Source organism: Ruegeria sp. CDSB029 (genome assembly GCF_059611125.1).
On sequence record NZ_JBXWOX010000004.1, the window covers coordinates 156,680 to 182,522 of the forward strand.

General features: G+C 58.3%; 25 protein-coding genes. 22 read left to right on the forward strand and 3 right to left on the reverse strand.

The annotated features are described in order from the left end of the window. Positions 1–3: 3 nt before the first annotated feature. Positions 4–294 (reverse strand): DUF1330 domain-containing protein, encoded by a 291-nt coding sequence (locus AC2FI8_RS06745; protein ID WP_496734148.1) that lies wholly within the window; start codon positions 292–294, stop codon positions 4–6. 374 nt (positions 295–668) lie between these two features. After that, positions 669–893 carry a DUF1127 domain-containing protein gene (locus AC2FI8_RS06750; RefSeq protein WP_108859440.1) on the reverse strand — a complete coding sequence of 75 codons (225 nt, stop codon included), beginning with the start codon at positions 891–893 and terminating at the stop codon, positions 669–671. Between the two features lie 908 nt (positions 894–1,801). On the opposite strand from AC2FI8_RS06750, the gene mraZ reads away from it, so the two are divergent. The 9 genes from mraZ (at position 1,802) to AC2FI8_RS06795 (ending at position 11,494) form a co-directional block, all read left to right on the forward strand. Next, the gene (gene mraZ / locus AC2FI8_RS06755; RefSeq protein WP_496724377.1) at positions 1,802–2,305 is read left to right on the forward strand and encodes a division/cell wall cluster transcriptional repressor MraZ; all 504 of its coding nucleotides are present in this window, start codon (positions 1,802–1,804) and stop codon (positions 2,303–2,305) included. 4 nt (positions 2,306–2,309) lie between these two features. Continuing rightward, positions 2,310–3,302 carry a 16S rRNA (cytosine(1402)-N(4))-methyltransferase RsmH gene (gene rsmH, locus AC2FI8_RS06760; RefSeq protein WP_496738044.1) on the forward strand — a complete coding sequence of 331 codons (993 nt, stop codon included), beginning with the start codon at positions 2,310–2,312 and terminating at the stop codon, positions 3,300–3,302. Next, positions 3,299–3,667 (forward strand): cell division protein FtsL, encoded by a 369-nt coding sequence (ftsL, locus tag AC2FI8_RS06765; RefSeq protein ID WP_496738043.1) that lies wholly within the window; start codon positions 3,299–3,301, stop codon positions 3,665–3,667. The genes rsmH and ftsL overlap by 4 nt, the downstream gene beginning before the upstream one ends. Then, positions 3,664–5,451 (forward strand): peptidoglycan D,D-transpeptidase FtsI family protein, encoded by a 1,788-nt coding sequence (locus tag AC2FI8_RS06770; protein WP_496724381.1) that lies wholly within the window; start codon positions 3,664–3,666, stop codon positions 5,449–5,451. The genes ftsL and AC2FI8_RS06770 overlap by 4 nt, the downstream gene beginning before the upstream one ends. A 21-nt stretch (positions 5,452–5,472) precedes the next feature. Continuing rightward, positions 5,473–6,954: a UDP-N-acetylmuramoyl-L-alanyl-D-glutamate--2,6-diaminopimelate ligase gene (locus AC2FI8_RS06775; RefSeq protein WP_496778046.1), complete on the forward strand. Its 1,482-nt coding sequence runs from the start codon at positions 5,473–5,475 to the stop codon at positions 6,952–6,954. After that, positions 6,951–8,342, forward strand: coding sequence for a UDP-N-acetylmuramoyl-tripeptide--D-alanyl-D-alanine ligase (locus tag AC2FI8_RS06780; RefSeq protein ID WP_496767956.1), 1,392 nt, complete (start codon positions 6,951–6,953; stop codon positions 8,340–8,342). The genes AC2FI8_RS06775 and AC2FI8_RS06780 overlap by 4 nt, the downstream gene beginning before the upstream one ends. A gap of 39 nt (positions 8,343–8,381) precedes the next feature. Continuing rightward, positions 8,382–9,464, forward strand: a complete 1,083-nt coding sequence (gene mraY, locus AC2FI8_RS06785; RefSeq protein WP_108859445.1) for a phospho-N-acetylmuramoyl-pentapeptide-transferase — start codon at positions 8,382–8,384, stop codon at positions 9,462–9,464. Positions 9,465–9,613: 149 nt separating this feature from the next. Then, positions 9,614–11,014 carry a UDP-N-acetylmuramoyl-L-alanine--D-glutamate ligase gene (gene murD / locus AC2FI8_RS06790; RefSeq protein WP_496778048.1) on the forward strand — a complete coding sequence of 467 codons (1,401 nt, stop codon included), beginning with the start codon at positions 9,614–9,616 and terminating at the stop codon, positions 11,012–11,014. Between the two features lie 105 nt (positions 11,015–11,119). Continuing rightward, entirely contained in the window at positions 11,120–11,494 is a 375-nt protein-coding gene (locus AC2FI8_RS06795; protein ID WP_233493524.1) for a glycine zipper family protein, read from the forward strand. Here the strand turns inward: AC2FI8_RS06795 and AC2FI8_RS06800 are convergent. After that, positions 11,491–12,672 (reverse strand): BaiN/RdsA family NAD(P)/FAD-dependent oxidoreductase, encoded by a 1,182-nt coding sequence (locus AC2FI8_RS06800; protein ID WP_496767960.1) that lies wholly within the window; start codon positions 12,670–12,672, stop codon positions 11,491–11,493. The genes AC2FI8_RS06795 and AC2FI8_RS06800 overlap by 4 nt on opposite strands. Positions 12,673–12,891: 219 nt before the next feature. On the opposite strand from AC2FI8_RS06800, the gene AC2FI8_RS06805 reads away from it, so the two are divergent. The 13 genes from AC2FI8_RS06805 (at position 12,892) to lpxC (ending at position 25,744) form a co-directional block, all read left to right on the forward strand. Then, a complete protein-coding gene (locus tag AC2FI8_RS06805) occupies positions 12,892–13,185 on the forward strand; it encodes an antibiotic biosynthesis monooxygenase family protein (RefSeq protein ID WP_496767962.1) in 294 nt (97 codons plus the stop codon). A gap of 169 nt (positions 13,186–13,354) precedes the next feature. Then, positions 13,355–14,518: a putative lipid II flippase FtsW gene (gene ftsW, locus AC2FI8_RS06810; RefSeq protein ID WP_058279575.1), complete on the forward strand. Its 1,164-nt coding sequence runs from the start codon at positions 13,355–13,357 to the stop codon at positions 14,516–14,518. Beyond that, positions 14,518–15,615 (forward strand): UDP-N-acetylglucosamine--N-acetylmuramyl-(pentapeptide) pyrophosphoryl-undecaprenol N-acetylglucosamine transferase, encoded by a 1,098-nt coding sequence (locus AC2FI8_RS06815; RefSeq protein ID WP_496767964.1) that lies wholly within the window; start codon positions 14,518–14,520, stop codon positions 15,613–15,615. The genes ftsW and AC2FI8_RS06815 overlap by 1 nt, the downstream gene beginning before the upstream one ends. Then, positions 15,612–17,021: a UDP-N-acetylmuramate--L-alanine ligase gene (murC, locus tag AC2FI8_RS06820; RefSeq protein ID WP_496778050.1), complete on the forward strand. Its 1,410-nt coding sequence runs from the start codon at positions 15,612–15,614 to the stop codon at positions 17,019–17,021. Before AC2FI8_RS06815 ends, murC begins: the two co-directional genes overlap by 4 nt. An 88-nt stretch (positions 17,022–17,109) precedes the next feature. Then, on the forward strand, positions 17,110–17,346 hold the full coding sequence (locus tag AC2FI8_RS06825) for a DUF2484 family protein (RefSeq protein ID WP_496778168.1): 237 nt from the start codon (positions 17,110–17,112) through the stop codon (positions 17,344–17,346). Beyond that, positions 17,343–17,591 (forward strand): DUF2484 family protein, encoded by a 249-nt coding sequence (locus AC2FI8_RS06830; protein WP_496778052.1) that lies wholly within the window; start codon positions 17,343–17,345, stop codon positions 17,589–17,591. The genes AC2FI8_RS06825 and AC2FI8_RS06830 overlap by 4 nt, the downstream gene beginning before the upstream one ends. Before the next feature lie 368 nt (positions 17,592–17,959). Beyond that, on the forward strand, positions 17,960–18,889 hold the full coding sequence (gene murB, locus AC2FI8_RS06835; RefSeq protein WP_496768108.1) for a UDP-N-acetylmuramate dehydrogenase: 930 nt from the start codon (positions 17,960–17,962) through the stop codon (positions 18,887–18,889). A gap of 102 nt (positions 18,890–18,991) precedes the next feature. Beyond that, complete coding sequence (locus tag AC2FI8_RS06840; RefSeq protein WP_496734171.1) at positions 18,992–19,915, forward strand: D-alanine--D-alanine ligase; 924 nt, start codon at positions 18,992–18,994, stop codon at positions 19,913–19,915. Further along, a complete protein-coding gene (locus AC2FI8_RS06845) occupies positions 19,903–20,898 on the forward strand; it encodes a cell division protein FtsQ/DivIB (RefSeq protein ID WP_496778055.1) in 996 nt (331 codons plus the stop codon). Before AC2FI8_RS06840 ends, AC2FI8_RS06845 begins: the two co-directional genes overlap by 13 nt. 8 nt (positions 20,899–20,906) lie before the next feature. Further along, complete coding sequence (gene ftsA / locus AC2FI8_RS06850) at positions 20,907–22,241, forward strand: cell division protein FtsA (protein WP_058279582.1); 1,335 nt, start codon at positions 20,907–20,909, stop codon at positions 22,239–22,241. Further along, positions 22,228–22,641 carry a hypothetical protein gene (locus AC2FI8_RS06855; protein ID WP_496734175.1) on the forward strand — a complete coding sequence of 138 codons (414 nt, stop codon included), beginning with the start codon at positions 22,228–22,230 and terminating at the stop codon, positions 22,639–22,641. Before ftsA ends, AC2FI8_RS06855 begins: the two co-directional genes overlap by 14 nt. 349 nt (positions 22,642–22,990) lie before the next feature. Then, positions 22,991–24,610, forward strand: coding sequence for a cell division protein FtsZ (ftsZ, locus tag AC2FI8_RS06860; protein WP_496778057.1), 1,620 nt, complete (start codon positions 22,991–22,993; stop codon positions 24,608–24,610). A 213-nt stretch (positions 24,611–24,823) separates the two neighbouring features. Further along, complete coding sequence (gene lpxC, locus AC2FI8_RS06865) at positions 24,824–25,744, forward strand: UDP-3-O-acyl-N-acetylglucosamine deacetylase (RefSeq protein ID WP_496724412.1); 921 nt, start codon at positions 24,824–24,826, stop codon at positions 25,742–25,744. Positions 25,745–25,843 lie beyond the last annotated feature (99 nt).

The window sequence follows — 25,843 nt, forward strand, 5'->3', positions numbered from 1 at the left end:
ACGCTATAGCCCTTCAACCAGTACCATGTTCGCCGTCGCGGTTTTGTGCCGAATTTCCGCCAGCTTGATATAGTCTGGGTCGTCTTTCCACGCCTTGGCCGCAGCAAGAGATGGGAACTCCATCAACACAATTCCGTCTTCGGGCCATACGCCCTCGACCAGTTCCACGGGCTTGGAGGATATCGTCAGCAGGCGACCTCCGTGCCGGTCAAAGATCGGCATGAAACCTTCAAGGTATTTCTGGTACCCGTCAGGGTCGTGAATGGAAATCTGGGCGATGAAATATGCGGCCATCGGAAACTCCTGAAATTCTGGTCAGGGCTTCAGTTTACATCTCGGTACGAAAAACAAAAACGGCGGTTCCCAGGGAGGAGGAGAGGGAACCGCCGTTCTTTTCAACATCAGGGCAGGGAGGAGGAGAGCCCCGATGTATCCGAACCCGGGTTTGATCCCGGTATGAGGAAGACGCGGCGACGTCAGGGAGGAGGAGAGACGTCGCCGCGCGCTTTCAACACCGGGAAAGGGAGGAGGAGTACCCGGTGTGTCTGCTTCCGGCGATCAGGGCCGGTATTAGGGGCGGCGACATCAGGGAGGAGGAGAGATGCCGCCGCTGAAATACAGGTCCAAAAGGGAGGAGGAAGGACCTGATCTCGGTGTTTCTGTGTCGCTTAACGTGCGACGTGTTCTTCGGCCGCTTGCTGAGCCAGGCGGCGGATCATCGAGCGGTGAAGCCCCAGATCAGCCAGTTCGCGGTTCGACAGATCAGACAGTTCGTGAACTGTCTGGCGATAGACGCGATATTGGATGAACCGGGTCTTTGCCGCCTCGAATAGCGAAGCCAGGCTAGTTGCCGGTGCGCCTTTGAGCGCGGTGTTATGTGTTGCTGCAGCCATTTGCTTTACTCGATGTATTCGTTGTTGCCGGTGTTGTCCGGCGCTTGCTTGAGACTGAAAATAAGCAAATGCTGCAATTGCACAATACCCGACAACGTCAATGCTGCTATGCAGCAAGTGCATAGATATCAACTGGTTGTCGATGAGGGTTGGGAAGGGCCAGTAAAATAAGGCCTTCAGATGATGCTTCCCCAAAGGAAGGTTTCAACAAGATTTTCTGGATTTTCGTGTTTGCGCGTCTTTTGAGCGGAGTTTGTCAATTCTTGTGCGCTTTGTGTATTGGATGGGCCAGGCGCACGGCGGCTGACATGTTGATTTCGGTTCGTGGGAATTCATGGGCGTCAGCTGGAGCGGCGAAGAATCCACATGTGGTTGAGGTTTAAAGCTGGAGTGATTCGCTAATCAAGTGGCCCATTTTCGCTACGCTCATCATAAACCTTCACCCTTTGAAGAAATATCTGGGAAATTATGGGAATAGTTGGAGTGGGTTCAAAATTGGCTTATTTAGTGCAACCATTGCCGCAATTATCTACAATTGGTGTCCACAGGATGGTTTTCTTTCTCAATCGCGTTGGCTAAACTGCAAGTCTGAACATAAGATCTGCAAATTTTTTGTTGATTTCCATGAATTCCCATGTCATCCCTAATTCATCCGATGAGGACGAGGCACATGGGGCACCAAACGACCCCGAAACAACAAAAATCAGGTTTCATACAGGCATCTCGCTTTCATCAATCAAGAGATCCGGCGCGCGGGCGAGCAGACATCCCCCCAGGTGGCGCGCGCAGCTGGACATCCCGCACAGCGGGTCAATGCGGCGGGTTGATCAGTGGCAGCAGATCAACCCGCCGTTTTTCATCTGGGGGAGTGAATTTTAAGTGGGGCGCAAGCGGAAGGGACAGTCGTCTTGGCGCGCAGGTTTAGAGGTGAAAGCCACCATAAGGTGGACACGAAGGGCAGGGTATCGATCCCGGCCTCGTTTCGCCGTGTGCTTGAGGCCTCGGACCCGAACTGGCAGCCCGGCGACACTCCTGAGCTTGTAATTGTCTACGGCGACCACCGCCGCAAATTCCTGGAATGCTATACCATGCAGGCGATCGAAGAGGTCGATGCCAAGATCGACGCGCTGCCGCGCGGATCGATGCAGCGGAAGATGTTGCAGCGCATGTTCCATGGTCAGTCCTTTCCGACCACAGTGGATGAAACCGGCCGACTGGTGCTGCCGGCAAAGCTGCGTAACAAGATTGGCCTTGAAGGTGAGGCATTCTTTATCGCCGCGGGTGACACGTTCCAGATTTGGAAGCCGGAAACTTATGAATCCGAAGAACTCGCTGCGGCCGAAGAGTGGTTGGACGAACAGCCCGAGGATTTCGATCCTTTGGAGTTCCTTGACGGCACCGGGGATGCGTAACGGCATGGCCGGCGCTGAAACCCCTTCCGACAAACCTCATATTCCCGTTCTACTGCGTCCATTGCTGGCTGCTGTGGCTCCCGTGTCGGGCGTCTGGCTGGATGGAACGTTTGGCGCAGGCGGATATACAAAGGGCCTGCTGGACGCCGGCGCAGAGAAAGTCATCGGCGTGGACCGTGATCCGTTGGCGTTTGAAATGGCGGCGGATTGGGTCGGAGATTATGGCGACCGGCTTGTGATGCAGCAAGGTGTATTCTCACGCATGGACGAATACGCACAGGATCTGGATGGTGTCGTTCTGGATCTGGGCGTGTCGTCGATGCAGCTGGATCTGGCGGAACGCGGCTTTTCTTTCATGAAAGACGGCCCGCTCGACATGCGAATGAGTCAGGAAGGCGAAAGCGCGGCTGATTTGGTCAACACCGCGACCGAGGAACAACTTGCCGATATCCTGTATCATTATGGCGAGGAACGTGCCAGCCGCCGCATTGCCAAGGCCATCGCCAAAGCGCGTGCGGAAGAGCCGATTACAACGACTCTGCGCCTCGTCCAGATCATCGAATCCTGTTTGCCGCGACCCAAGCCCGGGCAGTCCCACCCTGCAACGCGGAGTTTTCAGGGTCTGCGGATCGCAGTGAATGCTGAATATGAAGAGCTGTATCAAGGACTGATGGCTGCGGAACGTGCGTTGAAGCCGGGCGGGCAACTGGCAGTCGTAACGTTTCATTCGATCGAAGACCGGATGGTCAAACGGTTCTTTCAGTCTCGTGCGGGCAAGACGGGCCGGGCCAATCGCTATGCGCCCGAGATTGAACAGGAGCTGCCGCAGTTCACGCTCAAGACTCGTAAAGCCGTGGGGCCGGATGATCAGGAGCTGCAGGAAAATCCGCGTTCACGCTCGGCAAAGCTGCGCGTTGCAATTCGAACGGATGCGCCGTCGGGGGAAATTGATGCCCGCGCCGTTGGTATGCCGCAACTAGGGGGAAGAGCAAAATGAAGAGTGTTTTGTATGTGTTGACTGCTCTGTCCGTGTTTGGACTGGCGCTGTGGGCGTATCAGGAAAACTATCGCACGCAGCAGGTGGTGAAGGAAACGCAGAAGCTGCAGCGCGAAATTGGTATGGCGCAGGTGAAGCTGGCGGTTTTGAACGCCGAATGGGCCTATCTGAACCGCCCCGACAGGTTGCGTGAGCTTGCTGATCTGAACTTTGAACGGCTGGGCCTTTTGCCCCTGCGGGCCGAGCAGTTCGGTCGCGCCGATCAGATTGCCTTTGCGGAAGATCCTGACCTGCCGATCGTCGATCCGATCGAGCTGCAGGCCATCACGAACATTCAGGCGTTGGGTGAGGTGCAGATCCCATGACCCGCACGCCACTGCGCCCTCTGGCCCGAATCCTTGACGCGCGTTCGCGAGGCGAGAATCCCAAAGCCATCGAGCGCGAAAATATCCGCAAGCGTCACGAAGATATGAAAGACCGCAGCCGCACCCGTGCTGAAGGCCGCCTGCTGGTGCTGGGTCTGTTCTTTTTCTGCGCCTTTTCGGTCGTAGGCGTCCGGATGGGCATGTTGGCCACGTCCGAAGCGCAAGAACCTGTGGCCTCGGCCCCGGGTGCAGCCATTGCGATGCAGCGGGCCAACATCGTCGACCGGGAAGGACGCATTCTTGCGACCAATCTGGATACTTATTCTGTATATGCGCAGCCGCCGCTGATGATCGACCCGATTGCTGCTGCTGATCAACTTGTCGCGATTTTCCCAGATCTGGAAAAAGAACGCCTGGTCAAGGACTTCACCGGCAACCGCAAGTTCCTGTGGATCAAAAAGCGTATCTCGCCCGAGCAGAAACAAGCCGTGCACGATATCGGTGACCCGGGCATTCTGTTCGGCCCGCGTGAGATGCGGTTGTACCCGAATGGCCGTCTGGCGGCGCATATCTTGGGCGGATCAAGCTTTGGGCGCGAAGGCGTCAGCGCGGCCGAAGTGATCGGTGTGGCCGGTGTTGAAAAGCAATTCGACGACTACCTGCGTGATCCCGCGAATGGGACTAAGCCGCTACAGCTCTCGCTAGACCTGACCGTTCAGGCCGCGGTTGAGCAGGTGCTATATGGCGGCATGAAGATCATGAACGCCAAGGGGGCGTCGGCGGTTCTGATGAACGCGCATACGGGCGAGGTGATCTCGGCGGCCTCATTGCCGTCCTTCGATCCCAATGATCGTCCGCGCCCGCCGACCTCGGGGTTCGACCCCTCCGACAGTCCGCTGTTTAATCGCTATGTACAGGGCGTTTACGAACTGGGGTCCGTGTTTAAGATTTTCACCGCCGCGCAGGCGGTTCAGTTGGGTTTGGTGAATTCGAACACGATAATCGATACCTCTGGGCCAATGAAGATCGGCCGTTTCCCGATTGGTGAATTCAACGGCAAGAACTATGGCAAGATCAGCGTCGCGGATGTGATCGTCCACAGCTCGAACCGAGGCACCGGGCGGCTGGCGTTGCAGATCGGCGCGCAGCGCCAGCAGAATTTCCTGGAATCGCTTGGTATGTTCGATCCGACCCCGTTCGAAATCGTCGAAGCCAAGGGTGGTGAGCCGCTGAAGCCCAAGAAATGGGGCGAACTGAGCACGGTTACCATCTCGTATGGTCATGGCCTGTCGACCAGCCCGATGCATCTGGCTGCGGGCTACGCGGCGATTGCCAATGGCGGGCATTACGTCAGCCCGACCATCCTGCGCAAAAATGGGCCGCAATACGGTCCTCGGGTAATGTCCGACAACGCCGCGAAACAGGCGCAGAACATGTTGCGCCGGGTGGTAACAGATGGCACCGCCAGTTTTGGCGATGTGGCAGGCTATGATGTGGCCGGTAAGACCGGCACCGCGGATAAGCCCAAGCCGCGTGGTGGTTATTACGACGACAAGGTGATTGCGACCTTTGCGACGTTCTTTCCCGCCTATGACCCAAAATACGTCCTGATCGTAACGTTGGACGAACCATCCATCCTTGCTTATGGCGAAAAGCGCCGTACGGCAGGCTGGACAGCGGTTCCCGTGGCCGCAGAATTGATCGGGCGCATCGCACCGTTGCTGGGCCTGCGTCCTCGGGTTGAGCCTGAGGCCGGCGCTGCTATAACGCTGACCTCAAATTAGGCTGTCCAAACGAGGTGGGTCATGGGCGCAAGGACAAAGAAACTGAGCCAACTGGCCCTGACCGCCCGAGGTGGCACCAATCCTGATGTCACAGGGCTGGCGGTCGACAGCCGCGAAGTCAAAGACGGTTTCCTCTTTGCGGCACTTCCCGGTACACGTGTTCATGGCGGTGAGTTCATTCAATACGCTTTGCGTATGGGGGCCGCGGCCATCCTGACGGATGCTGAAGGGGCAGAGATCGCAACCGACGAACTGGCCGCATCAGATGCGGCGCTGATCGTGGTCGAGGACCCGCGTCAGGCGTTGGCCGGGTGCGCCGCGCTGTGGTTCGGAGCGCAGCCTAAGACCATCGTTGCGGTTACCGGCACCAATGGCAAAACCTCGGTCGCGACATTTGTTCGCCAGATCTGGACTGAACTTGGTCACGCCGCGGTGAACCTCGGGACGACAGGGGTCGAGGGCGCATGGACCGCACCACTAGCCCATACAACGCCCGAACCAATCACTTTGCATCGTTGCCTGTCCAAGGCTGCAGAGAACGGAGTGACTCATGCTGCGATGGAGGCATCCTCGCACGGGTTGGAACAGCGTCGCTTGGATGGGGTACAGCTGGCTGCAGCGGGGTTTTCGAACTTCACTCAGGACCATCTGGACTACCACGAAACGTTCGAAGCGTATTTCAACGCCAAGGCAGGTCTGTTTGATCGGGTCCTGCCGCAAGACGGCACCGTTGTCGTCAACATGAGCGATCCCAAGGGGGCTCAGGTCCTCCGGATTGCCAAAGACCGGGGGCAGAAGGTTTTGACCGTTGGGCTTGGGGAAGCAGACCTGTGCCTGATGAATCAGCGGTTTGACGCAACAGGTCAGGACCTGCGGTTCTCTTGGCAGGGCAAGATATTCCAAACCCGTTTGAATCTGATCGGCGGTTTTCAGGCTGAAAATATCTTGTTGGCCTGCGGTTTGGTTATTGCTGCAGGGGAAGAGCCTGAACACGTTTTCGAAACCCTGCCGCATCTCACGACGGTTCGTGGACGCATGCAGCTGGCCGCGACGCGAGAGAATGGGGCAGCGGTTTTTGTAGATTACGCTCATACACCTGACGCAGTGGCGACCGCGCTCAAGGCACTGCGCCCGCATGTGATGGGCCGCCTGATAGCTATTGTCGGCGCGGGTGGTGATCGCGACGCGACCAAGCGCCCGCTGATGGGGCAAGCCGCCGCCAACCACGCAGATGTTGTTTTCGTCACCGACGACAACCCGCGCAGTGAAGATCCGGCCACGATACGCGCCGCCGTGATGGGTGGGGCGCCTGAGGCCGCCGAGGTCGGCGATCGGGCCGAGGCCATCTTGCGCGGGATAGACGCGCTGCAACCCGGGGATGCGCTTTTGATTGCGGGCAAAGGGCATGAAACCGGCCAGATCGTTGGCGATCAGGTTCTGCCATTTGATGATGTCGAACAGGCCAGCATCAGCGTGGCCGCACTGGACGGGAGGGTGGCATGACATTGTGGACTGCAGCCGAGGCCGCCGAGGCAACCGGTGGACGCGTCACTTCGGATTGGGCGGTCAATGGTGTGTCGATCGACACGCGCACCATCCAGCCCGGCGATCTTTTCGTTGCGCTAAAGGCTGCGCGGGACGGGCATGATTTTGTAGCGCAAGCTTTGGAGAAAGGCGCAGGTGCGGCTTTGGTATCCCGCATTCCCGAAGGCGTGGCTGAAGACGCGCCCTTGTTGGTGGTCGAAGATGTCCAGACCGGGCTGGAAGCGCTGGGTCGGGCGGGTCGTGCCCGAACCGAAGCGCGTGTGCTGGGCGTCACAGGCAGCGTTGGCAAGACGTCAACCAAGGAAATGCTGGCCACCATATTGGAAACGCAGGGGAAAACCCATGCCAGCGTTGCCAGCTACAACAATCATTGGGGGGTTCCCCTGACATTGGCGCGGATGCCGCGCGATACTGAGTTTGCTGTGATCGAAATCGGTATGAACCACCCCGGAGAGATTTCGCCGCTGGCGCAGCAAGCCCGCCCGCATGTGGCGCTGGTCACGACTGTGGCGGCAGTACACCTCGAAGCGTTTGAATCGGTGGCCGGTATTGCACATGAGAAGGCCGCAATTTTTGACGGTCTGACGGAGGACGGTGCGGCCATCCTGAACGCAGATATCGAGCATGTGGACATCCTGCGCGACTGTGCGCGAGATTTAGGCGCGAAAACGGTGGATTTCGGCCGCAATGGCTCCGACTACACATTGACCGATGTAATCCAAGAGGCTGACTCGGTTCATGCAAAGGCAACAGTCGCAGGGCGCCCGTTTGCGTTTGACGTGCAGTCAGCCGGCACGCATTTCGCCATGAACGCACTGGGGGCATTGGCTGCATGTGTCGAAATGGGCGTCGATCTGGATCAAGCCATTGCAGGTCTCAGCGGATGGTCGCCGGTCAAGGGGCGCGGGGTGCGCGAACAGATCGCTTTGACCGATGGCGGTCGGATCGAATTGCTGGATGACAGCTATAACGCTAACCCGACGTCGATGGAGGCCGCACTGGACGTTCTGGCCGCCGCGCAAGGTCAGCGTCGTATCGCTTTTCTTGGGGATATGAAGGAGTTGGGGCCGGAGGAAATTGCCATGCATGCGGCGATGGCGGATGTTTCGGCCATGCAACGCGTGGACAAAGTGCATTGCGTTGGTCCGCTGATGAAGGCGCTGCACGATGCACTTTCGGCGGACAAACGCGGGCTTTGGTTCGAGACCAGCACCGAGATGGCCGTGCATATGTCAGAGCTTGTTCAGACCGGTGACACTGTGTTGGCCAAGGGATCGCTGAGCATGGCATTGGCACAGATTGTTGACGGTTTGCGTAAAATGGGGCAAGGGGGCGCGCTTGATTGATGACCGCGCCCGCGACCTCAGTGTGAGAAAGGTTTTGTAATGCTCTATTGGTTGACCGCCCTGTCGGACGGAGGGGATTTTTTTAACCTCTTCCGATACATCACGTTCCGCGCTGGCGGCGCCTTTTTGACTGCGTTGATCTTTGGTTTTCTTTTCGGGAAACCGCTGATCAATGTACTGCGCAAAAAACAGGGCAAAGGCCAACCTATTCGGGATGACGGCCCAGAGGGGCATTTTTCGAAGGCGGGCACACCGACAATGGGCGGGCTTTTGATCGTAGGCGCGCTGGTGACATCGACCCTGGTCTGGGCTCGGTGGGACAACCCTTACGTCTGGATGGTCTTATTTGTAACACTGGCCTATGCGGCGATCGGGTTTGCAGATGACTATGCAAAGGTATCGAAGCAGAACACTAAGGGCGTTTCGGGCAAAATGCGTATGGCGCTAGGGGTGATAATCGCAGTTTTGGCCTCGGCCTGGGCTACGCTGCATCATCCCGAGGCGCTGCAAAACCAGCTGGCTTTGCCGATTTTCAAGGATACACTGATCAATCTAGGCATATTCTACATTCCCTTCTCAATCATCGTAATCGTTGGCGCGGCCAATGCGGTGAACCTGACCGATGGTCTGGATGGTCTGGCCATCATGCCGGCGATGATCGCGGCCTCGACGCTAGGCGTGATTGCCTACGCCGTGGGACGGGTCGACTTTACCGAATATCTGGACGTTCATTACGTGCCGGGAACCGGTGAGATTTTCATTTTTACCTCGGCTTTGTTTGGCGCGGGCCTTGGGTTCCTTTGGTACAACGCACCTCCGGCTGCGGTGTTCATGGGCGACACCGGGTCGCTTGCGTTAGGCGGTGCTTTGGGTGCCATTGCGGTGGCCACCAAACATGAGCTGGTGCTGGCAGTCGTCGGCGGTTTGTTCGTGGTCGAAGCGTTGAGCGTGATCATCCAGGTGCTGTACTTCAAACGCACCGGGCGGCGCGTGTTCCTGATGGCGCCGATCCATCATCACTATGAGAAAAAGGGATGGGCTGAGCCGACGATCGTGATCCGGTTCTGGATCATCTCGCTGATCCTGGCGATGATCGGTCTGGCAACGCTGAAGATCCGGTAAAGCTCCCGCCAGGTTCAGCGGACCTGCGGTCCGCCTGCCACCTGTTGGGCCCGGCTCGCGCTGACGCGCGAGCCTTTTGCCACCCTTGCCATCAGTGATTTCTTCGGTGCAGTGTGGCGGCTAAATTTACGTCAAAAAAGGTGGGCAGTATGATCCCGGTCAAAGGGTTTTCAGGGCAGAAGGTTGCGGTTCTGGGGCTAGGCCGGTCGGGGCTGGCCACGGCGCGTGCCCTGCAGGCAGGCAAAGCTGAGCCTGTGTGTTGGGATGACAATCCTGCCGCCCAGGAAAAGGCCAAGGCCGAGGGGTTCGTCTGCGTCGATCTGCGCCGTCATGGCGCTTTTGAAGACATCGCGGCGCTTATTGTCTCTCCCGGTATTCCTCATCTTTACCCAGAACCGAACCCGGTTGTTGCTGCGGCGCTTGAGGCCGGTGTCCCGGTCGACAACGACATCGGTTTGTTTTTTCGATCCTTTGCAGGACCTGAATGGAACAACTATGACACTCCGCCGCGTGTGATCGCAGTGACCGGGTCGAACGGAAAATCGACCACCGCGGCTTTGATCCACCATATCCTGACCGAAGCCGGGCGCGAGGCGCAGCTGGCGGGTAATATCGGACGTGGGGTGCTGGATATTGATCCGGGCGGCGACGGTTCGGTCGTTGTGCTGGAGTTGTCCAGCTATCAAACAGAACTGGCCCGCGCCCTGACCCCGGACGTGGCCGTATTCACCAACCTGTCGCCCGACCATCTTGACCGCCACGGTGGGATGGGGGGCTATTTTGCCGCCAAGCGTCGGTTGTTTGCCGAAGGCGGCCCGGATCGCGCCGTGATTGGCATTGACGAGAAAGAGGGCGCGTTTCTAGCCGGTCAACTTGCCGAAGGCCGCGCGGATGATCGCGTCATCCGCGTGTCGGTTGCGCGCAAGCTGACGGGACCCGGGTGGCAGGTGTTTGCCCGTAAAGGGTTCTTGTCGGAATACCGCAAGGGACGGCAAGCGGGCTCGATTGACCTGCGCGGAATCACGGGCCTTCCCGGCGCACATAACCACCAAAACGCCTGTTCGGCCTATGCCGCCTGTCGCGCGCTTGGGCTGGCACCGCGCGTGATCGAAGACGCGCTGCACAGCTATCCGGGCCTGCCGCATCGCAGTCAGATCATCGCCGAGGTAGGCGGTATTACTTATGTGAATGACTCAAAAGCCACCAATGTGGACAGCGCTCTCAAGGCGTTGAGCGCCTTCAGGAAGGTCCGCTGGGTCTGTGGGGGGCTTGAGAAGGAAGGCGGTGTCGCCGCTCTGAACGCAGCCGCAGACCAGGTGGTCAAAGCTTATGTCATTGGTCGCGAGGCCGCGAAATTCGCCATGCAACTTAAGGCCGATGCGCTGGTTTGCACCACCATGTCCGAGGCTGTTGAGCAAGCCATGAAGGATGCCCAACCCGGCGAGACCGTTCTGCTTGCGCCAGCCGCGGCCAGTTTCGACCAATACGACAATTTCGAGCAGCGCGGAGAGGATTTTGTAGCGGAAGTCAGGCAACGGCTTCCGGAATAGCCATTTGCAATAGACCGCCGGTTGGGCCAAGCTGCGATGCTATCAGCTTGACGCGCCATCATTATTGGTTTTGCTTGCCTGCAAATTCAACACGAGGTTATGACTATGCCATTTCGTAAGTTTTCTCTGATCCTGCCTGCCATTCTCGTTGCCGGTGCCTGCACCAACACAGGTGCCAATTATCAACCAATCGTCGACGGCCCGATCGGCCCGAACTACAACGTAGACCTTCAGCAGTGCCAACAACTGGCGGCATCACAAGCCAGCGTTGATGGCTCTACCGCAGGAAACGCAGCGATAGGCGCGGCAGGTGCGGCGGCTGTAACCGGGATTGTTCAGGACAGCAGCGACAATCTGGGCCGTGCGGCAGTTGCCGGTGCGCTTGTTGGCGCCGGCGCAGACGTGATTAACAAAAACCAGAACAAAGAAGTTATCGTGCGCAACTGCATGCGCGGACGTGGCTACAACGTCGTCGGCTAACTCTGCCCGGCGATTGCAATTCCTGCGGCGTGGCCCGAGGACCACGCCCATTGGAAGTTGTAGCCGCCCAGCCAACCGGTGACATCCACCGCTTCGCCAATCGCATAGAGGCCAGGGACATCCCTGGCCTCCATCGTTTTTGACGACAGGCTATCAGTGTCGATCCCGCCCAGCGTCACCTCGGCTGTACGATACCCTTCGGTGCCCGAGGGGGTGAGCTGCCAGTCGGACAGTGCTGCGATCAGTTCGGACAGCGCGGTGTCCGACTGATCGGCCAGATTGCCTGGCATGGGGATATGATGGCTCAGGTACTCGACCAGACGCCCGGGCAGGTGGCGCGCGAGTTCCGTGGTCAGCGCCTTGCGTCCGCCGCTTTGCCGCTGATCCCGCAGCAAATCTAACAGCGGCAGATCCGGGATCAGGTTTACGCGGACCGCCTCGCCTTCGCGCCAATAGGAAGACAACTGCAGAACCGATGGTCCACTAAGCCCGCGATGGGTGAACAGCAGAGCCTCGTCAAAGCTGGTCCGGTCATTCGACAGCCGCGCGGGTAGGGATACGCCAGACAGGTCCTTGAATTTACCATCCGAAAACGTAAACGGCACGAGCGCGGCCCGCGTTTCGGTTATCGTTAATCCGAACTGGCGCGCAATCTCATAGGCCAGCCCGGTCGCGCCCATCTTGGGGATCGACTTGCCGCCAGTAGCCAGCACGAGGTTGGTGCAGCTTAGGCTAAGCCGCTGCCCTTCACGTTCGAGGTCCACAGCAAATCCGCCATCGGTCTTGCGCAGGTCTTTTACGTCGGTCCGAATCCACAATTCGGCCCCGGCACGCTCGATCTCATCCAGCAACATCTGAATGATCTGTTTTGACGATCCGTCGCAGAACAGTTGCCCCAGCGTTTTCTCATGCCACGCGATGCCGTGTCGGTCGACCAGATCAATGAAATCCCACTGCGTGTACCGCGCCAGCGCGGATTTGCAGAAATGCGGATTCTGCGACAGGAAATTTCCCGGTCCCGCGTACATATTGGTGAAGTTGCAGCGCCCACCTCCTGAGATGCGGATTTTCTCTCCGGCAGCTTTGGCGTGGTCGATCACCAAAACGCGCCCGCCGCAATAGGCGGCGCACATCATACCGGCTGCACCGGCACCAAGGATGATCGTGTCATAAGTCATGTGCTGCGCATGGCTTGGATTAATAGGGAAGGCAAGGGCTAGACGAAAACACAAGTCGTGTAAGTCTGTTTGGTGGTGAGTCCTTGTCCTTTTTGCCAGTTCTGGGAAAGGGATTTAAAGCGGTCGCTGAGGCCTTTGCGAATTTGGCCGCGATATCATGTGTTAGAATGCTCGCGGAAAGAAAACTCATCTTGATGCACAGCACAGGAGGGCGGTTCAATGATCATGCGCATTTTCCAAGTCACAGTTCGACCGGGCAAAGAGGCGGAATTTTCAAAGTTCTTCCACGAGACTGCGATCCCTTTGATGCAAAGCACCGAAGGCATTGTTCAGGTCCTGCCGGGTGCTCCGCGTTCGGATTCACCGCGTGAGTTCAGTTTTGTTATGATTTGGAGCAGCCTGGACGCATTAGTAGCTTTTGTTGGTGACGATTACCAAAGTCCACATATCGATCCGGCAGAGGCCGAGTTGGTCGAATCCAGAACGATAAAGCACTACGATCTTGTAACCTAGGTGATCCGTACATCTTGGAAGGGAAAGCCCGGGTCGGATCACCGGCTTGAAGGTGTCAATTTCCCCTGTTGCCGTGTCATTCCGCTAGCCCAAACGCAAAAATGCCTGTAGACTCTCAGTCAGATCCTGAAAAACGGGACGTTAACGAGGCAGATAGTGGCGGTATCTCATGACTGAGATGGTGTATGGCGCGGTCCAGGACCAGCGCGGAGAACCGATTCTTCCGAAATGGTGGCGGACAATTGATCGCTGGACGATGTCCTGCGTTCTGATCCTGTTTGTCATCGGATTGTTGCTGGGGCTGGCCTCATCACCACCGCTGGCAGGGCGCAACGGGTTTGATCCGTTCCACTATGTCGAACGGCAGGCACTGTTCGGCGGACTGGCGCTGATTGCGATGCTGCTGACGTCGATGATGTCGCCGACACTGGTGCGCCGTTTGGCAGTACTTGGGTTCCTTGCCTCGTTTGTGGCGCTGGCCTTTCTGCCCGTCTTCGGAACGGATTTCGGAAAAGGGGCAGTGCGCTGGTACTCGCTGGGCTTTGCATCTTTGCAGCCGTCGGAATTTCTGAAACCCGGATTTGTCGTCGTGGCCGCGTGGCTGCTGGCTGCGTCGCAACAGATCAACGGCCCTCCGGGTCGGTTGTGGTCATTTGCGTTGTGCATTGCAATTGTGGCGATGCTGGTTTTGCAACCTGACTTCGGTCAGGCCTGCCTGATCCTGTTTGGATGGGGTGTGATGTACTTTGTGGCCGGCGCGCCGATGCTGCTGCTGGTTGGCATGGCGGGCGTCGTTGTCCTGGGGGGTATGTTCGCCTATTCGAATTCGGAACACTTTGCCCGCCGTATTGATGGCTTCCTGAACCAGGAGGTCGACCCGACCACCCAGCTTGGCTATGCCACGAACGCCATCCGCGAAGGCGGTCTGTTCGGTGTCGGCGTGGGTGAGGGGCAGGTGAAATGGTCCTTGCCCGATGCCCATACGGATTTCATCATCGCCGTTGCGGCCGAGGAATACGGGCTGATCCTGGTGCTGATCATCATCGCGCTGTATTCACTGATCGTTGTACGCTCACTGCTTCGGCTGATGCGCGAGCGCGATATGTTCATCCGCCTGGCCGGGACCGGTCTGGCCTGCATGTTTGGCGTTCAGGCCATGATCAACATGGGTGTGGCCGTGCGCCTGCTGCCCGCCAAGGGCATGACGCTGCCCTTTGTCAGCTATGGTGGGTCGTCGCTGATTGCAGGTGGCATCGCTGTTGGCATGCTGCTGGCCTTCACCAGAAGCCGCCCACAGGGCGAACTTGGCGATATTCTGCGCGGAAGAGGATAATGGGGAAACCTTACCTGTTGATTGCGGCTGGCGGCACCGGGGGCCATATGTTCCCGGCGCAGGCGCTGGCCGAAGCGATGCTGAATAAAGGCTGGCGCGTGCGCCTGTCCACGGATGAGCGTGGCGCGCGCTACACAGGCGCCTTTCCGCAAACGGTTGAGATTGTCGAGGTCGCCTCTGCCACCTTCGCGCGCGGCGGGCTGGCCGCTAAGGCATTGGTCGGCCCCAGGATTGCGGGCGGCGTCAGCAGCATGGCGTTCCAGATGATGCGGGACAAACCGGACGTTGTCGTGGGCTTTGGCGGATACCCGTCGATCCCGGCTTTGGGGGCCGCGACGATGCTGAAAGTTCCGCGCATGATCCACGAACAGAATGGGGTTCTGGGGCGCGTGAACCAATTGTTTGCCACGCGTGTTGCCAACGTCGCCTGTGGTGTCTGGCCAACCGATCTGCCCGAAGGGGCCAATGGAATCCACACCGGAAACCCGGTCCGCGCCGCCGTGCTTGAGCGCGAGGCCGCAGGTTACATCCCACCGGGCGACTATCCTATGTCTATTCTGGTTATGGGCGGCAGTCAGGGTGCGCGCATTCTCAGCGATATTGTCCCTGGCGCGATTGCTGCCTTGCCTGACGACTTGCGCAGCCATATCCGTGTTGCACATCAGGCCCGCGACGAGGATGGGGAACGCGTTACGGCGTTCTATGCCGAACACGGTATCCGGGCCGAGGTCAAACCTTTCTTTGACGACGTTCCGCGTCGCATGTCGGATGCACAACTTGTCATCAGCCGGTCCGGCGCATCCAGCGTGGCGGATATCTCGGTCATCGGACGTCCATCGATCCTGATCCCGTTCGCCGCAGCCGCAGGCGACCATCAAACTGCGAACGCGCGAGGATTGGTTCAGGCAGGCGGCGCGATTATGATCCCGGAAAACGCACTTGACGTTCCCTCGCTGACAGAGCAAATCACCGCCGTTCTTACCAACCCCGAAGCCGCCCAAAAGATGGCCCATGCCGCCCTCTCGACAGGTGCCCCCGACGCAACTGAACGTCTGACGGCCCTTGTCGAACAACTGGCGCAGAAGGAGACCACATGAATCCTGCAACCAAACTGCCGCAAGACGTAGGGTCGATTCACTTTGTGGGGATCGGCGGAATTGGGATGTCGGGCATTGCCGAGGTTTTGCTGAACCTCGGTTACCGCGTGCAGGGGTCCGACCTGAAGGCGTCCAAGATCACTGATCGTCTGGCGAGCCTTGGGGCTGAGATATTTGTCGGCCAGCGTGCCGAAAACCTTGAAAACGCGGCCGTTGTTGTGGTGTCGACCGCGATCAAGCCTGGCAACCCCGAGCTGGACGGCGCCCGGGCGCAAGGCCTGCCGGTTGTTCGTCGCGCCGACATGCTGGCCGAGCTGATGCGCCTGAAATCCAACATCGCCATTGCCGGAACCCACGGCAAGACCACCACGACCACCATGATGGCCGAGCTGATGGTGGCCGGCGATTTCGATCCGACCGTCATCAATGGCGGCATCATCCATGCCTACGGTTCGAACGCACGGATGGGGCAGGGTGAATGGATGGTGGTCGAGGCCGACGAATCCGACGGTTCGTTCAACCGACTGCCCGCGACCATTGCCATTGTTACGAATATCGACCCCGAGCATATGGAGCATTGGGGTGACTTCGACCAACTGCGCGAAGGGTTCTACGAGTTCGTCTCGAACCTGCCATTCTACGGTCTGGCTGTGTGCTGCACGGACCATGCAGAGGTGCAGACGTTGGTTGGACGTATCACCGACCGCCGGGTCCGGACCTATGGGTTCAATGCGCAGGCTGATGTTCGTGCGTTGAACCTGACCTACAGGGGCGGCGTGGCGCATTTCGACATCCACCTTCAGTACGAAGATAAGATGATCGAGGGCTGCACATTGCCGATGCCCGGCGACCACAATGTCTCAAACGCGCTGTCTGCAGTGGCCGTCGCCCGCCATCTGGGTATGAAGGCCTCGGAAATCCGTGATGCGCTGGCTAATTTTGGCGGCGTCAACCGCCGCTTCACTAAGGTCGGCGAGGTCGATGGCGTCACCATTATTGACGATTACGGCCACCATCCGGTAGAGATTGCAGCCGTTCTTAAAGCTGCGCGCCAGGCCACCGATGGGCGCGTGATCGCCGTGCACCAACCGCACCGGTACTCGCGCCTGTCCAATCTGTTTGACGATTTCTGCACCTGCTTCAATGACGCGGACGTTGTAGCCATCGCTGATGTTTTCTCTGCCGGAGAGGACCCGATCGAAGGAGCCAGCCGAGATGATCTGGTGCAAGGCCTGATCCGTCACGGTCACCGCCACGCGCGTGCATTGCTGAACGAAAACGATCTGGAGCGCCTTGTTCGCGAACAGGCCCGTCCCGGTGACATGGTTGTTTGCCTTGGCGCCGGTACAATTAGCGCCTGGGCCAATGGGTTGCCTGAAAGGCTGCGACAAAAACAAGCCGTTTGATGGAATGGACTCTCTAGCACTGCAACTTTAAAGTGTGATTTTGCAGTTGCAGCAATGATCGTCCTCGGAGGGGCAGTTGGTATATTCAGTGCTTTTTGCTGGCTTGTGGGTTTTGGCCTCAACGATCGTGGCCATGCTGCCAATGCGCCTGCAATTTCCGCCGGGCATTGTGCTGTTCGTTTCCGCTCCCGCGCTGATCGTCTGGCTGGGCCATGACTTCGGCTGGTTTTTCTCGGTGCTGGCCTTTGCTGCCTTTGCATCCATGTTCCGCAATCCCATTCGTTTTTATTGGCGTCGCTGGACAGGGCAGGAGGTCGAGGAATGAACTGGTCGATCGCCCTTGCCGCGCTTTGGGGGATCGCCGCAAATTTGCTGGCGATGATCCCCAGCAAGGACAACCATTGGACCCGCGCTTATGTCCTGATCGCTGTGGGGATTCCAATACTGGGTTACGTCACTTTGCAGAACGGCCCGTGGATCGGGCTGATCGTTCTGGCGGCGGGTATGTCGGTACTGCGTTGGCCTGTGATCTATCTAGGGCGGTGGGTGCGGCGTATGGTCGGAGAATAGAATTGGACCCCAGAATATTCGCGTTTCTCTGCGGGCTTACCTTAGTTTCTGTTATGGTCGCGATGTATTCGCATCTACGTACGAAAGCAGGCAAACTTCGCGGCCCACTCATTTTGATTTTGTTTTTGATTGCGTCGGGACTTTACGGCTTTGTTACCCGTATACATTTCGAGCCAGTATCTATCGATAAACAAACCGCAACGATAGACGCTTGGATTGTGATCTACGTGCTTGCGGTCTCCATTCCGTTGATTGCCGCCTTATGCGTTGGGTTTGTCACCGGGGGACTGCACCGCGTTCTGGCGCGGTGGAAGAACAATTCTAAGCAATTGGGTGACAAAACCGTTCAAGCAGATTACCAGAGCACCATGGATCAATTGCTTCCCAAGCCACGCGGCAAACTCTCGAAAAAACGGGCTCTTAATGACTTGACTTGGCTGCGTGTTGGCGGCCCGGCTGACTATTTGTTTCAACCTGCTGACACCGAGGATTTGCAGGATTTTCTCCGTGATCTGTCCGGCGACGTCTCGGTCTTTCCCATGGGCGTCGGGTCAAACCTGATCGTTCGCGATGGCGGCTTGCGCGCAGTTGTGATCCGATTGGGGCGGGGGTTCAATGCTATCTCGGTTGAGGGAAACATCGTCACCGCCGGAGCTGCCGCGTTGGATGCGCATGTGGCGCGCAAGGCTGCGGATGAGGGTGTGGACCTGACCTTTTTGCGCACCATCCCGGGCTCAATCGGCGGTGCGGTGCGGATGAACGCAGGGTGTTATGGCAGCTACACGGCAGACGTGCTGCGCAAGGCGACCATTGTCACCCGGCAGGGAGAGCTTGTGGAACTGACTCCGGAAGACCTGAATTTTCGTTATCGCCAGTCCGATCTGCCCGAAGGCGCGGTACTAATCTCGGCCACTTTCGAAGGTCCATCCGGCGATCCGGAAGAGCTGTACGCCCGGATGTCCGCGCAGTTGCAAAAACGCGACGAAACCCAGCCGACCAAAGACCGTTGCGCCGGGTCAACCTTCCGCAACCCGGCAGGGTTTTCTTCGACCGGGCGGGCGGATGATGTACACGACCTTAAGGCATGGAAGGTCATTGACGATGCGGGCATGCGCGGCGCGACGCGCGGCGGAGCACAGATGAGCGAAAAGCACTCGAATTTCCTGATCAATACCGGTGATGCCTCTGCCGCGGACCTCGAAGGTCTGGGCGAAGAGGTGCGAAAAAAGGTTTACGAAACAAGCGGCATCACGCTAGAGTGGGAAATCATGCGGGTCGGTGATCCGTTGACAGAATAAAGCCCTGACCGTCAGACCATAACAGGCAAATTAAGGCGACGGATCAAGGAGATAAACGCAGTACGGACCACCACATAAGGTCCGGGGACATTGAGGCGCACGTTGGGTATGTCGAGCAGGACAAACCCCAAAGTGGCGGTATTGATGGGTGGACCCTCGAAGGAACGCGAGGTGTCTCTCAGCTCTGGGCGCGAATGCGCGGCCGCCCTTGTGGGAGAAGGCTTTGAAGTAGTTGAGCTGGACGCAGGTCCTGACCTCTATGCGCGCCTTTTGGAAATCAAACCAGACGTTGTGTTCAACGCCCTGCATGGCCGCTGGGGTGAGGATGGCTGCGTTCAGGGTCTGCTGGAATGGATGCGCATTCCGTACACGCACTCTGGTGTTCTGGCCTCGGCGCTGGCGATGGACAAGCAGCGCAGCAAAGAAGTGTTTGAGGCCGAAGGCCTACCCGTTGTTGCCAGCGTGATCGTACCAAAGATTGAGGTAGTTAAGGTTCATGTGATGGAGCCTCCTTACGTGGCCAAGCCCAACAACGAAGGCTCCAGCGTTGGGATCTACATCGTGCATGAAGGGTCTAATGGCCCTCCGCAGCTGTCGCATGAAATGCCCGATCAGGTTATGGTCGAGAAATACATTGCCGGACGCGAGTTGACTGTAACGGTGATGAACGACAAGGCCGTAACGGTTACCGAGATCATGACCGATGGCGGTTGGTACGATTATGACGCCAAGTACAAGCCCGGCGGATCGTGGCATGTTTTGCCCGCTGACGTACCGACCGAAATTTTTGCCCTGTGCATGGACTACGCATTGCGCGCTCATTCTGCGCTGGGATGCAAGGGCGTAAGCCGTACGGATTTCCGCTGGGATGACAGTATGGGTGCCGATGGGCTTTTCCTTCTCGAGACCAACACTCAGCCCGGCATGACGCCGACGTCCCTGGTGCCTGAACAGGCCGCACATCTGGGGATGAGTTTCGGGCAGCTATGCGCCTGGATGGTGGAGGACGCATCATGCGACCGCTAAGAGCCACCCGAGCGCCTGTGGTTCACCGGCCCAAACAACTGACCGGTCCCGATGCTGATTTCGAATCCGGCGCACATACCGGAGCCGAACCCAAATTGCGGCTGCGTGGTATGTTTGGTGGCAAGGGCGATCGCCTCGACCCGGCCCCGTCTCGTCTCAGCTACCGCCTGCAGCGCTGGATGCTGACGCGGGGCGTTCGGCGCAGCCTAAAGATTGGCCTGCCGGTGTTTGCCGTTTGCGCCGCAGTTGGCATCTATTTCGGTTCGCAAGAGCGTCGCGATGCGGTAGTGGCCTATGTCATCGACATCAAGACTTCGATCCAGCAACGGCCAGAGTTCATGGTCAATCTGATGGCCATTGACGGGGCAGGGACCAACCTGTCCGAGGATATTCGTGAGGTCGTACCGCTGGATTTCCCTGTCAGCTCATGGGATCTGGATGTTGAGCAAATCCGCGACACGATTACCGGGCTGAATCCGGTCAAATCCGCCACGGTACGGGTGCGCCCGGGCGGCATTCTGCAGGTGGATGTTGTCGAGCGTCAGCCCGTCATCGTCTGGCGTACGCGCCGTGGGGTCGAATTGCTGGATGAGACCGGCGCGCATGTGGAACGCATCGCGTCGCGCAAGGATCACTCTAATTTACCTCTGATCGCGGGCAAAGGTGCAGACGGTCACGTAGGTGAGGCGCTTGAATTGCTGACAACCGCCCGCAGCCTCGGCGGTCGTGTGCGCGGGCTGGTCCGGATTGGTGAACGTCGCTGGGACCTGGTTATGGACCGCGGCCAGCGCATCATGTTGCCAACCGAACGCCCCGTACGCGCGTTGGAACGCGTTCTGGCCGTGAATGAGGTGCAGGACCTTTTGGAACGCGACGTCGCGGTGGTCGACATGCGCCTTGGGCAACGTCCGACAATAAGAATGACCAAAGCTGCCAGCGAAGACTGGTGGAATACAAAAGTGACAGTGGGTAGCGAGCAGTAACGACCATGATGACCGATCTTTATCAGTCCCAGCGCGCCATGCGGCAGATGCGCAGACAAGCCATGCAACGCGGTGTTGTCGCCATTCTCGATGTTGGCAGTTCCAAGATTGCCTGTCTTGTATTGCGCTTTGATGGGACCGGCCGCCTGAGCGAGGACAACACCATCGGGTCGATGGCCGGGCAGACCGGGTTCCGGGTGATTGGTGCTGCGACCACACGGTCGCGGGGCGTTCAATTTGGCGAAGTCACCGCCATGCAGGAAACGGAACGGGCGATCCGAACCGCCCTGCAGGCGGCGCAAAAGATGGCCGATATCCGGGTCGATCATGTGATAGCCAGCTTCTCGGGTGCGAACCCGCGCTCTTACGGGTTGGACGCGCAGGTCGATCTTGAGGGTCAGGTCGTGACCGAGGCAGAGGTTGGCCGTGTCCTGAACGCCTGTGATGTGCCGGATTACGGGGCAGGGCGCGAGGTATTGCATGCCCAACCGGTCAATTTCGCTTTGGACAACCGCTCAGGTCTGATCGATCCGCGCGGCCAAATGGGGCAGAGCCTTGCCGTCGACATGCACATGCTGACCGTTGACGCGACTGCGATCCAAAACATCGTGCGCTGCATCAAACGCTGCGATCTGGAATTGGCCGGAATTGCAAACTCGGCCTATGTGTCTGGTGTTTCCGCCTTGGTCGAGGATGAGCAGGAACTGGGCGCGGCCTGTATCGACATGGGTGGCGGCACGACCAGCGTGTCGATCTTTATGAAAAAGCACATGATTTACGCCGACTGCGTGCGCATGGGTGGTGATCATGTAACCTCGGACATTTCGATGGGGTTGGGCATTCCCGCATCGGTCGCCGAGCGGATAAAAACCTTCAATGGCGGCGTCCATGCCACTGGAGCGGATGATCGCGACCTGATTGATATCGGCGGCGATACCGGCGACTGGGAGCATGATCGCCGAACTGTTAGCCGAGCTGAACTGATCGGGATAATGCGTCCGCGTGTTGAAGAGATCCTGGAAGAGGTGCGTGTTCGTCTGGATGCCGCCGGGTTCGAGCATATGCCGAGCCAGCAGATCGTCCTGACCGGCGGCGGCAGCCAAATCATGGGGCTGGATGGTTTGGCCACCCGCATCCTCGGGCAGCGTGTTCGCCTTGGCCGGCCGCTGCGTGTGCATGGTCTACCGCAATCGGCGACCGGGCCGGGGTTCTCCTCCGCAGTGGGGCTCAGCCTGTTTGCAGCGCACCCGCAGGACGAATGGTGGGACTTTGAAATCCCGGTCGACACCTATGCCGCGCGCCCGTTCAAGCGGGCCGTGCGTTGGTTCCGTGACAATTGGTAAGCTGGGGGTCGCAGCGCTGCTGGCCCTGGTACCGCTGACCACTCAGGCGCAAACCCGGATCACACCTGAGGCGTTTTTGGATGCAGTAAAGGGCAAGACTGTCACGTTCCACGACTTTTCGACGGGCGAGCTTGTAGGAACTGAAGAGTTCCTCAGCCCTGTGCTGTCGGTCTGGCGCATGGTGGGGCGCGGTTGTGTTTATGGTCAGATCACCACACCTGATGGTCAAATCTGCTTTCTTTATGATGATGACCCGGATGGTATCCCGGTCTGCTGGTGGCCTTTCGAATATAAGGGCAAGTTGATGGTGCGACTGGCCACTTTTGCAGACAGCGAAATCCAAGAGGTGCGCAGCATCACCGAGGACGGTTTGAATTGCCCAAGTACCCCGATCAGCTAAAGAAATGGGTTGCAGCTGACTCGTTTATCCATCAAGATATCCACAAGGCCCAACAGAGGCCCGCGGCAGGACCTGAGCAGTTTTCCGCAGTTTGACAGTTTATGAGTCCCTTTGGTGATGCGTCGGTTGAGTGCCGCGTGCAAATCGCCTGTTTTGTGCTACATTGAGATTTTTACGCAACATCTGGCGGTATTTGCGAAATACTGCCGGTCAGCGCCTTAATTCCTCCATATTTTGTGGAATTACGCGATTTTTGGCGTGACGTTTGCTGTTTCAAACGGTAGGATTGTTAGTGGATAGGTAAGAAAAACACCGCTTTGGCGGGAACAAAAAAACAGGCGGACAGAGCATGACATTGAATCTTTCGATGCCCGGGCACGACGAACTGAAGCCTCGGATCACAGTATTTGGCGTTGGTGGTGCAGGCGGCAACGCTGTCAACAACATGATTGAGAAACAGCTGGACGGCGTCGATTTTGTGGTCGCCAACACCGATGCGCAGGCACTGCAACAAAGCCAGTCTTCGGCACGGGTTCAACTGGGCGTGAAAGTCACCGAAGGTCTGGGGGCAGGGGCCCGTCCGACCGTGGGTGCGGCAGCAGCCGAAGAAAGCATTGAGCAGATCGTTGATCACCTGGCCGGCGCGCATATGTGCTTTATCACCGCCGGCATGGGTGGCGGTACTGGCACCGGCGCCGCTCCGATCATCGCGCAGGCCGCGCGGGAATTGGGCGTTCTGACTGTTGGTGTTGTGACCAAGCCCTTCCAGTTTGAAGGCGCCAAGCGGATGCGTCAGGCCGAAGACGGCGTTGAGATGCTGCAAAAGGTCGTCGACACTCTGATCATCATCCCGAACCAGAACCTATTCCGTCTGGCCAACGAAAAGACCACCTTTACCGAGGCGTTCTCGATGGCGGACGATGTTCTCTATCAGGGCGTAAAAGGCGTGACCGATCTGATGGTCCGTCCGGGCCTGATCAACCTCGATTTTGCAGATGTTCGCGCCGTGATGGACGAGATGGGCAAAGCGATGATGGGAACCGGTGAGGCCACCGGCGAAGATCGCGCGGTTCAGGCCGCCGAGAAGGCGATCGCCAACCCGCTATTGGACGAAATCAGCCTGAAAGGTGCCAAGGGCGTTCTGATCAACATCACCGGCTCGCACGACCTGACCCTGTTCGAACTGGACGAAGCCGCCAACCGCATCCGCGAAGAAGTAGATCCCGAGGCCAACATCATCGTCGGTTCGACCCTGGATACTGTGATGGAAGGCGGCATGCGTGTATCGGTTGTCGCAACCGGTATCGATGCCAGTGAAAAGCAGGAAGATATCCCTGTCGCGCGCCGTTCAATGTCGGCACCGCTGACCCGCACCGTTTCAGCAGAAGAGTCGGTGCAGGAAGAGGCCCCGGTTGTTACAGAAGTCGCTGAGCAAGCACCTCAGCAAGAGATGAACCGCGAACCCTCGCTGTTTGAAGCACCGACAGAGCCTGCACAGCCACAAATCCAGTCTCGTGCCCGGCAGGATGATGATGGTTTGCCACCGCCGGCCTATCAGCCGCGCGTTGCCGAATTCGAGCCGACCCCCGAACCGGTTGAGCCTGCGTCCGAAAACTACGTCGCACCGCAGCCTCAACCGGCAGCGGGAACACCGTCGCCCGAAGCACTGCAGCGCTTGCAGGCCGCGGTCCAGAACGTTCCGCCGTCCGAGCGGAGCCCTTCGATGGTCCGCCCCGCGACCCCGCAGCCGACCGCTGTGCCGCAGGAAGAAGCGCATGATCGTCCCCGGTTTGGCTTTAACCGCCTGATCGACCGGATGACCGGCCACGCAGCAGATACTCCGGCGCAACCACCCCGCCAGCAGCCCGTTATGCGCCAATCTGACGCTACGGCACCTGCAAGGGATGAGGTCGACCCCGAACAGGACCGGATCGAAATTCCCGCCTTTTTGCGGCGTCAGGCCAACTGATCGCGGTAACAAAGTGAATGCAAAGGGTCGCCAAAGGGCGGCCCTTTTCTTTTGTTTTACAAATGTTTGAGGAAGTGTAAGCAGGGATTTGCCGATCTGTCACATACATGTTTCATTCGGTTGCAAAGAGTGAGTTGAGCCTTGACGCCGCCTTCCTTAACTGAGTGTCCAACACGGCCAACCGAGGCCGGACACCACTCTTCGAGGTTCACCTTGCAACATACGCTCAAATCTCCGGTCACGTTTACAGGCGTCGGACTGCATAGCGGTAAGCCTGCGACGATGGTCCTGAAACCGGCAGCCGCCGGTCACGGCATCTGGTTCAAACGGACGGATATTGAGCTGGGCAATGCCCTTGTCCCTGCGATCTATGATGTGGTCGAGCGCACCCCGCTGTGCACCCGCCTGATCAACGACGCGGGTGTGTCTGTGTCCACGGTCGAGCACATCATGGCCGCGTTGGCCGGTTGCGGAATACATAACGCGCTGATCGAGATTGATGGTCCCGAAGTTCCGATCATGGATGGGTCTTCGATTGATTTCGTTCGCGGTATCATGGCGAAGGGCGTGCGTCGCCAAGCCAGCCCGGTTCTGGCCTATGAGGTTCTTAAGCCGGTGACCGCTGTGCGCGAAGGTGCTAGCGCTTCGATTGCGCCTGCAAACGGTCTGATCATCGACTTTCATATCGACTTCGAAGACGGTGCCATTGGCAACCAGACCAAGACCTTGGATATGCGCAACGGTTCGTTCGCACGTGAGCTGTGTGACTGCCGGACGTTCTGCCGCCGTACTGATGTTGAGGCGATGCGCGAAAACGGGCTGGCTTTGGGCGGCACGCTGGAAAATGCCGTCGTTGTTCAGGGTGACGAAGTCCTTACGCCGGGTGGTTTCCGCCGCGCGGACGAGGCCGTGCGCCACAAGATGCTGGATGCCCTTGGTGACCTGTATTTGGCAGGCGGTCCGATCTTTGGTCACTTTACCGGTGACAAATCCGGCCATTCAATGACCAATACTCTGCTGCGCAAGCTGTTCGAGACGCCGGGTGCGGTCCGTCCGATCCTGTGCACGCCTGAACAGGCAGCCCGCCTTCCGGGGCAGGGCCTGGTCCGGGACGAAATCCCGGAAGTCGCTTGATTGGATCAACTCTTCCGACAATTCTGCGAACGGGCGCATAAGGCGTTTTGCACCGGAATTTTATGTGCTAGACCTTGGCCTAAATCGGGGCTTAACCCC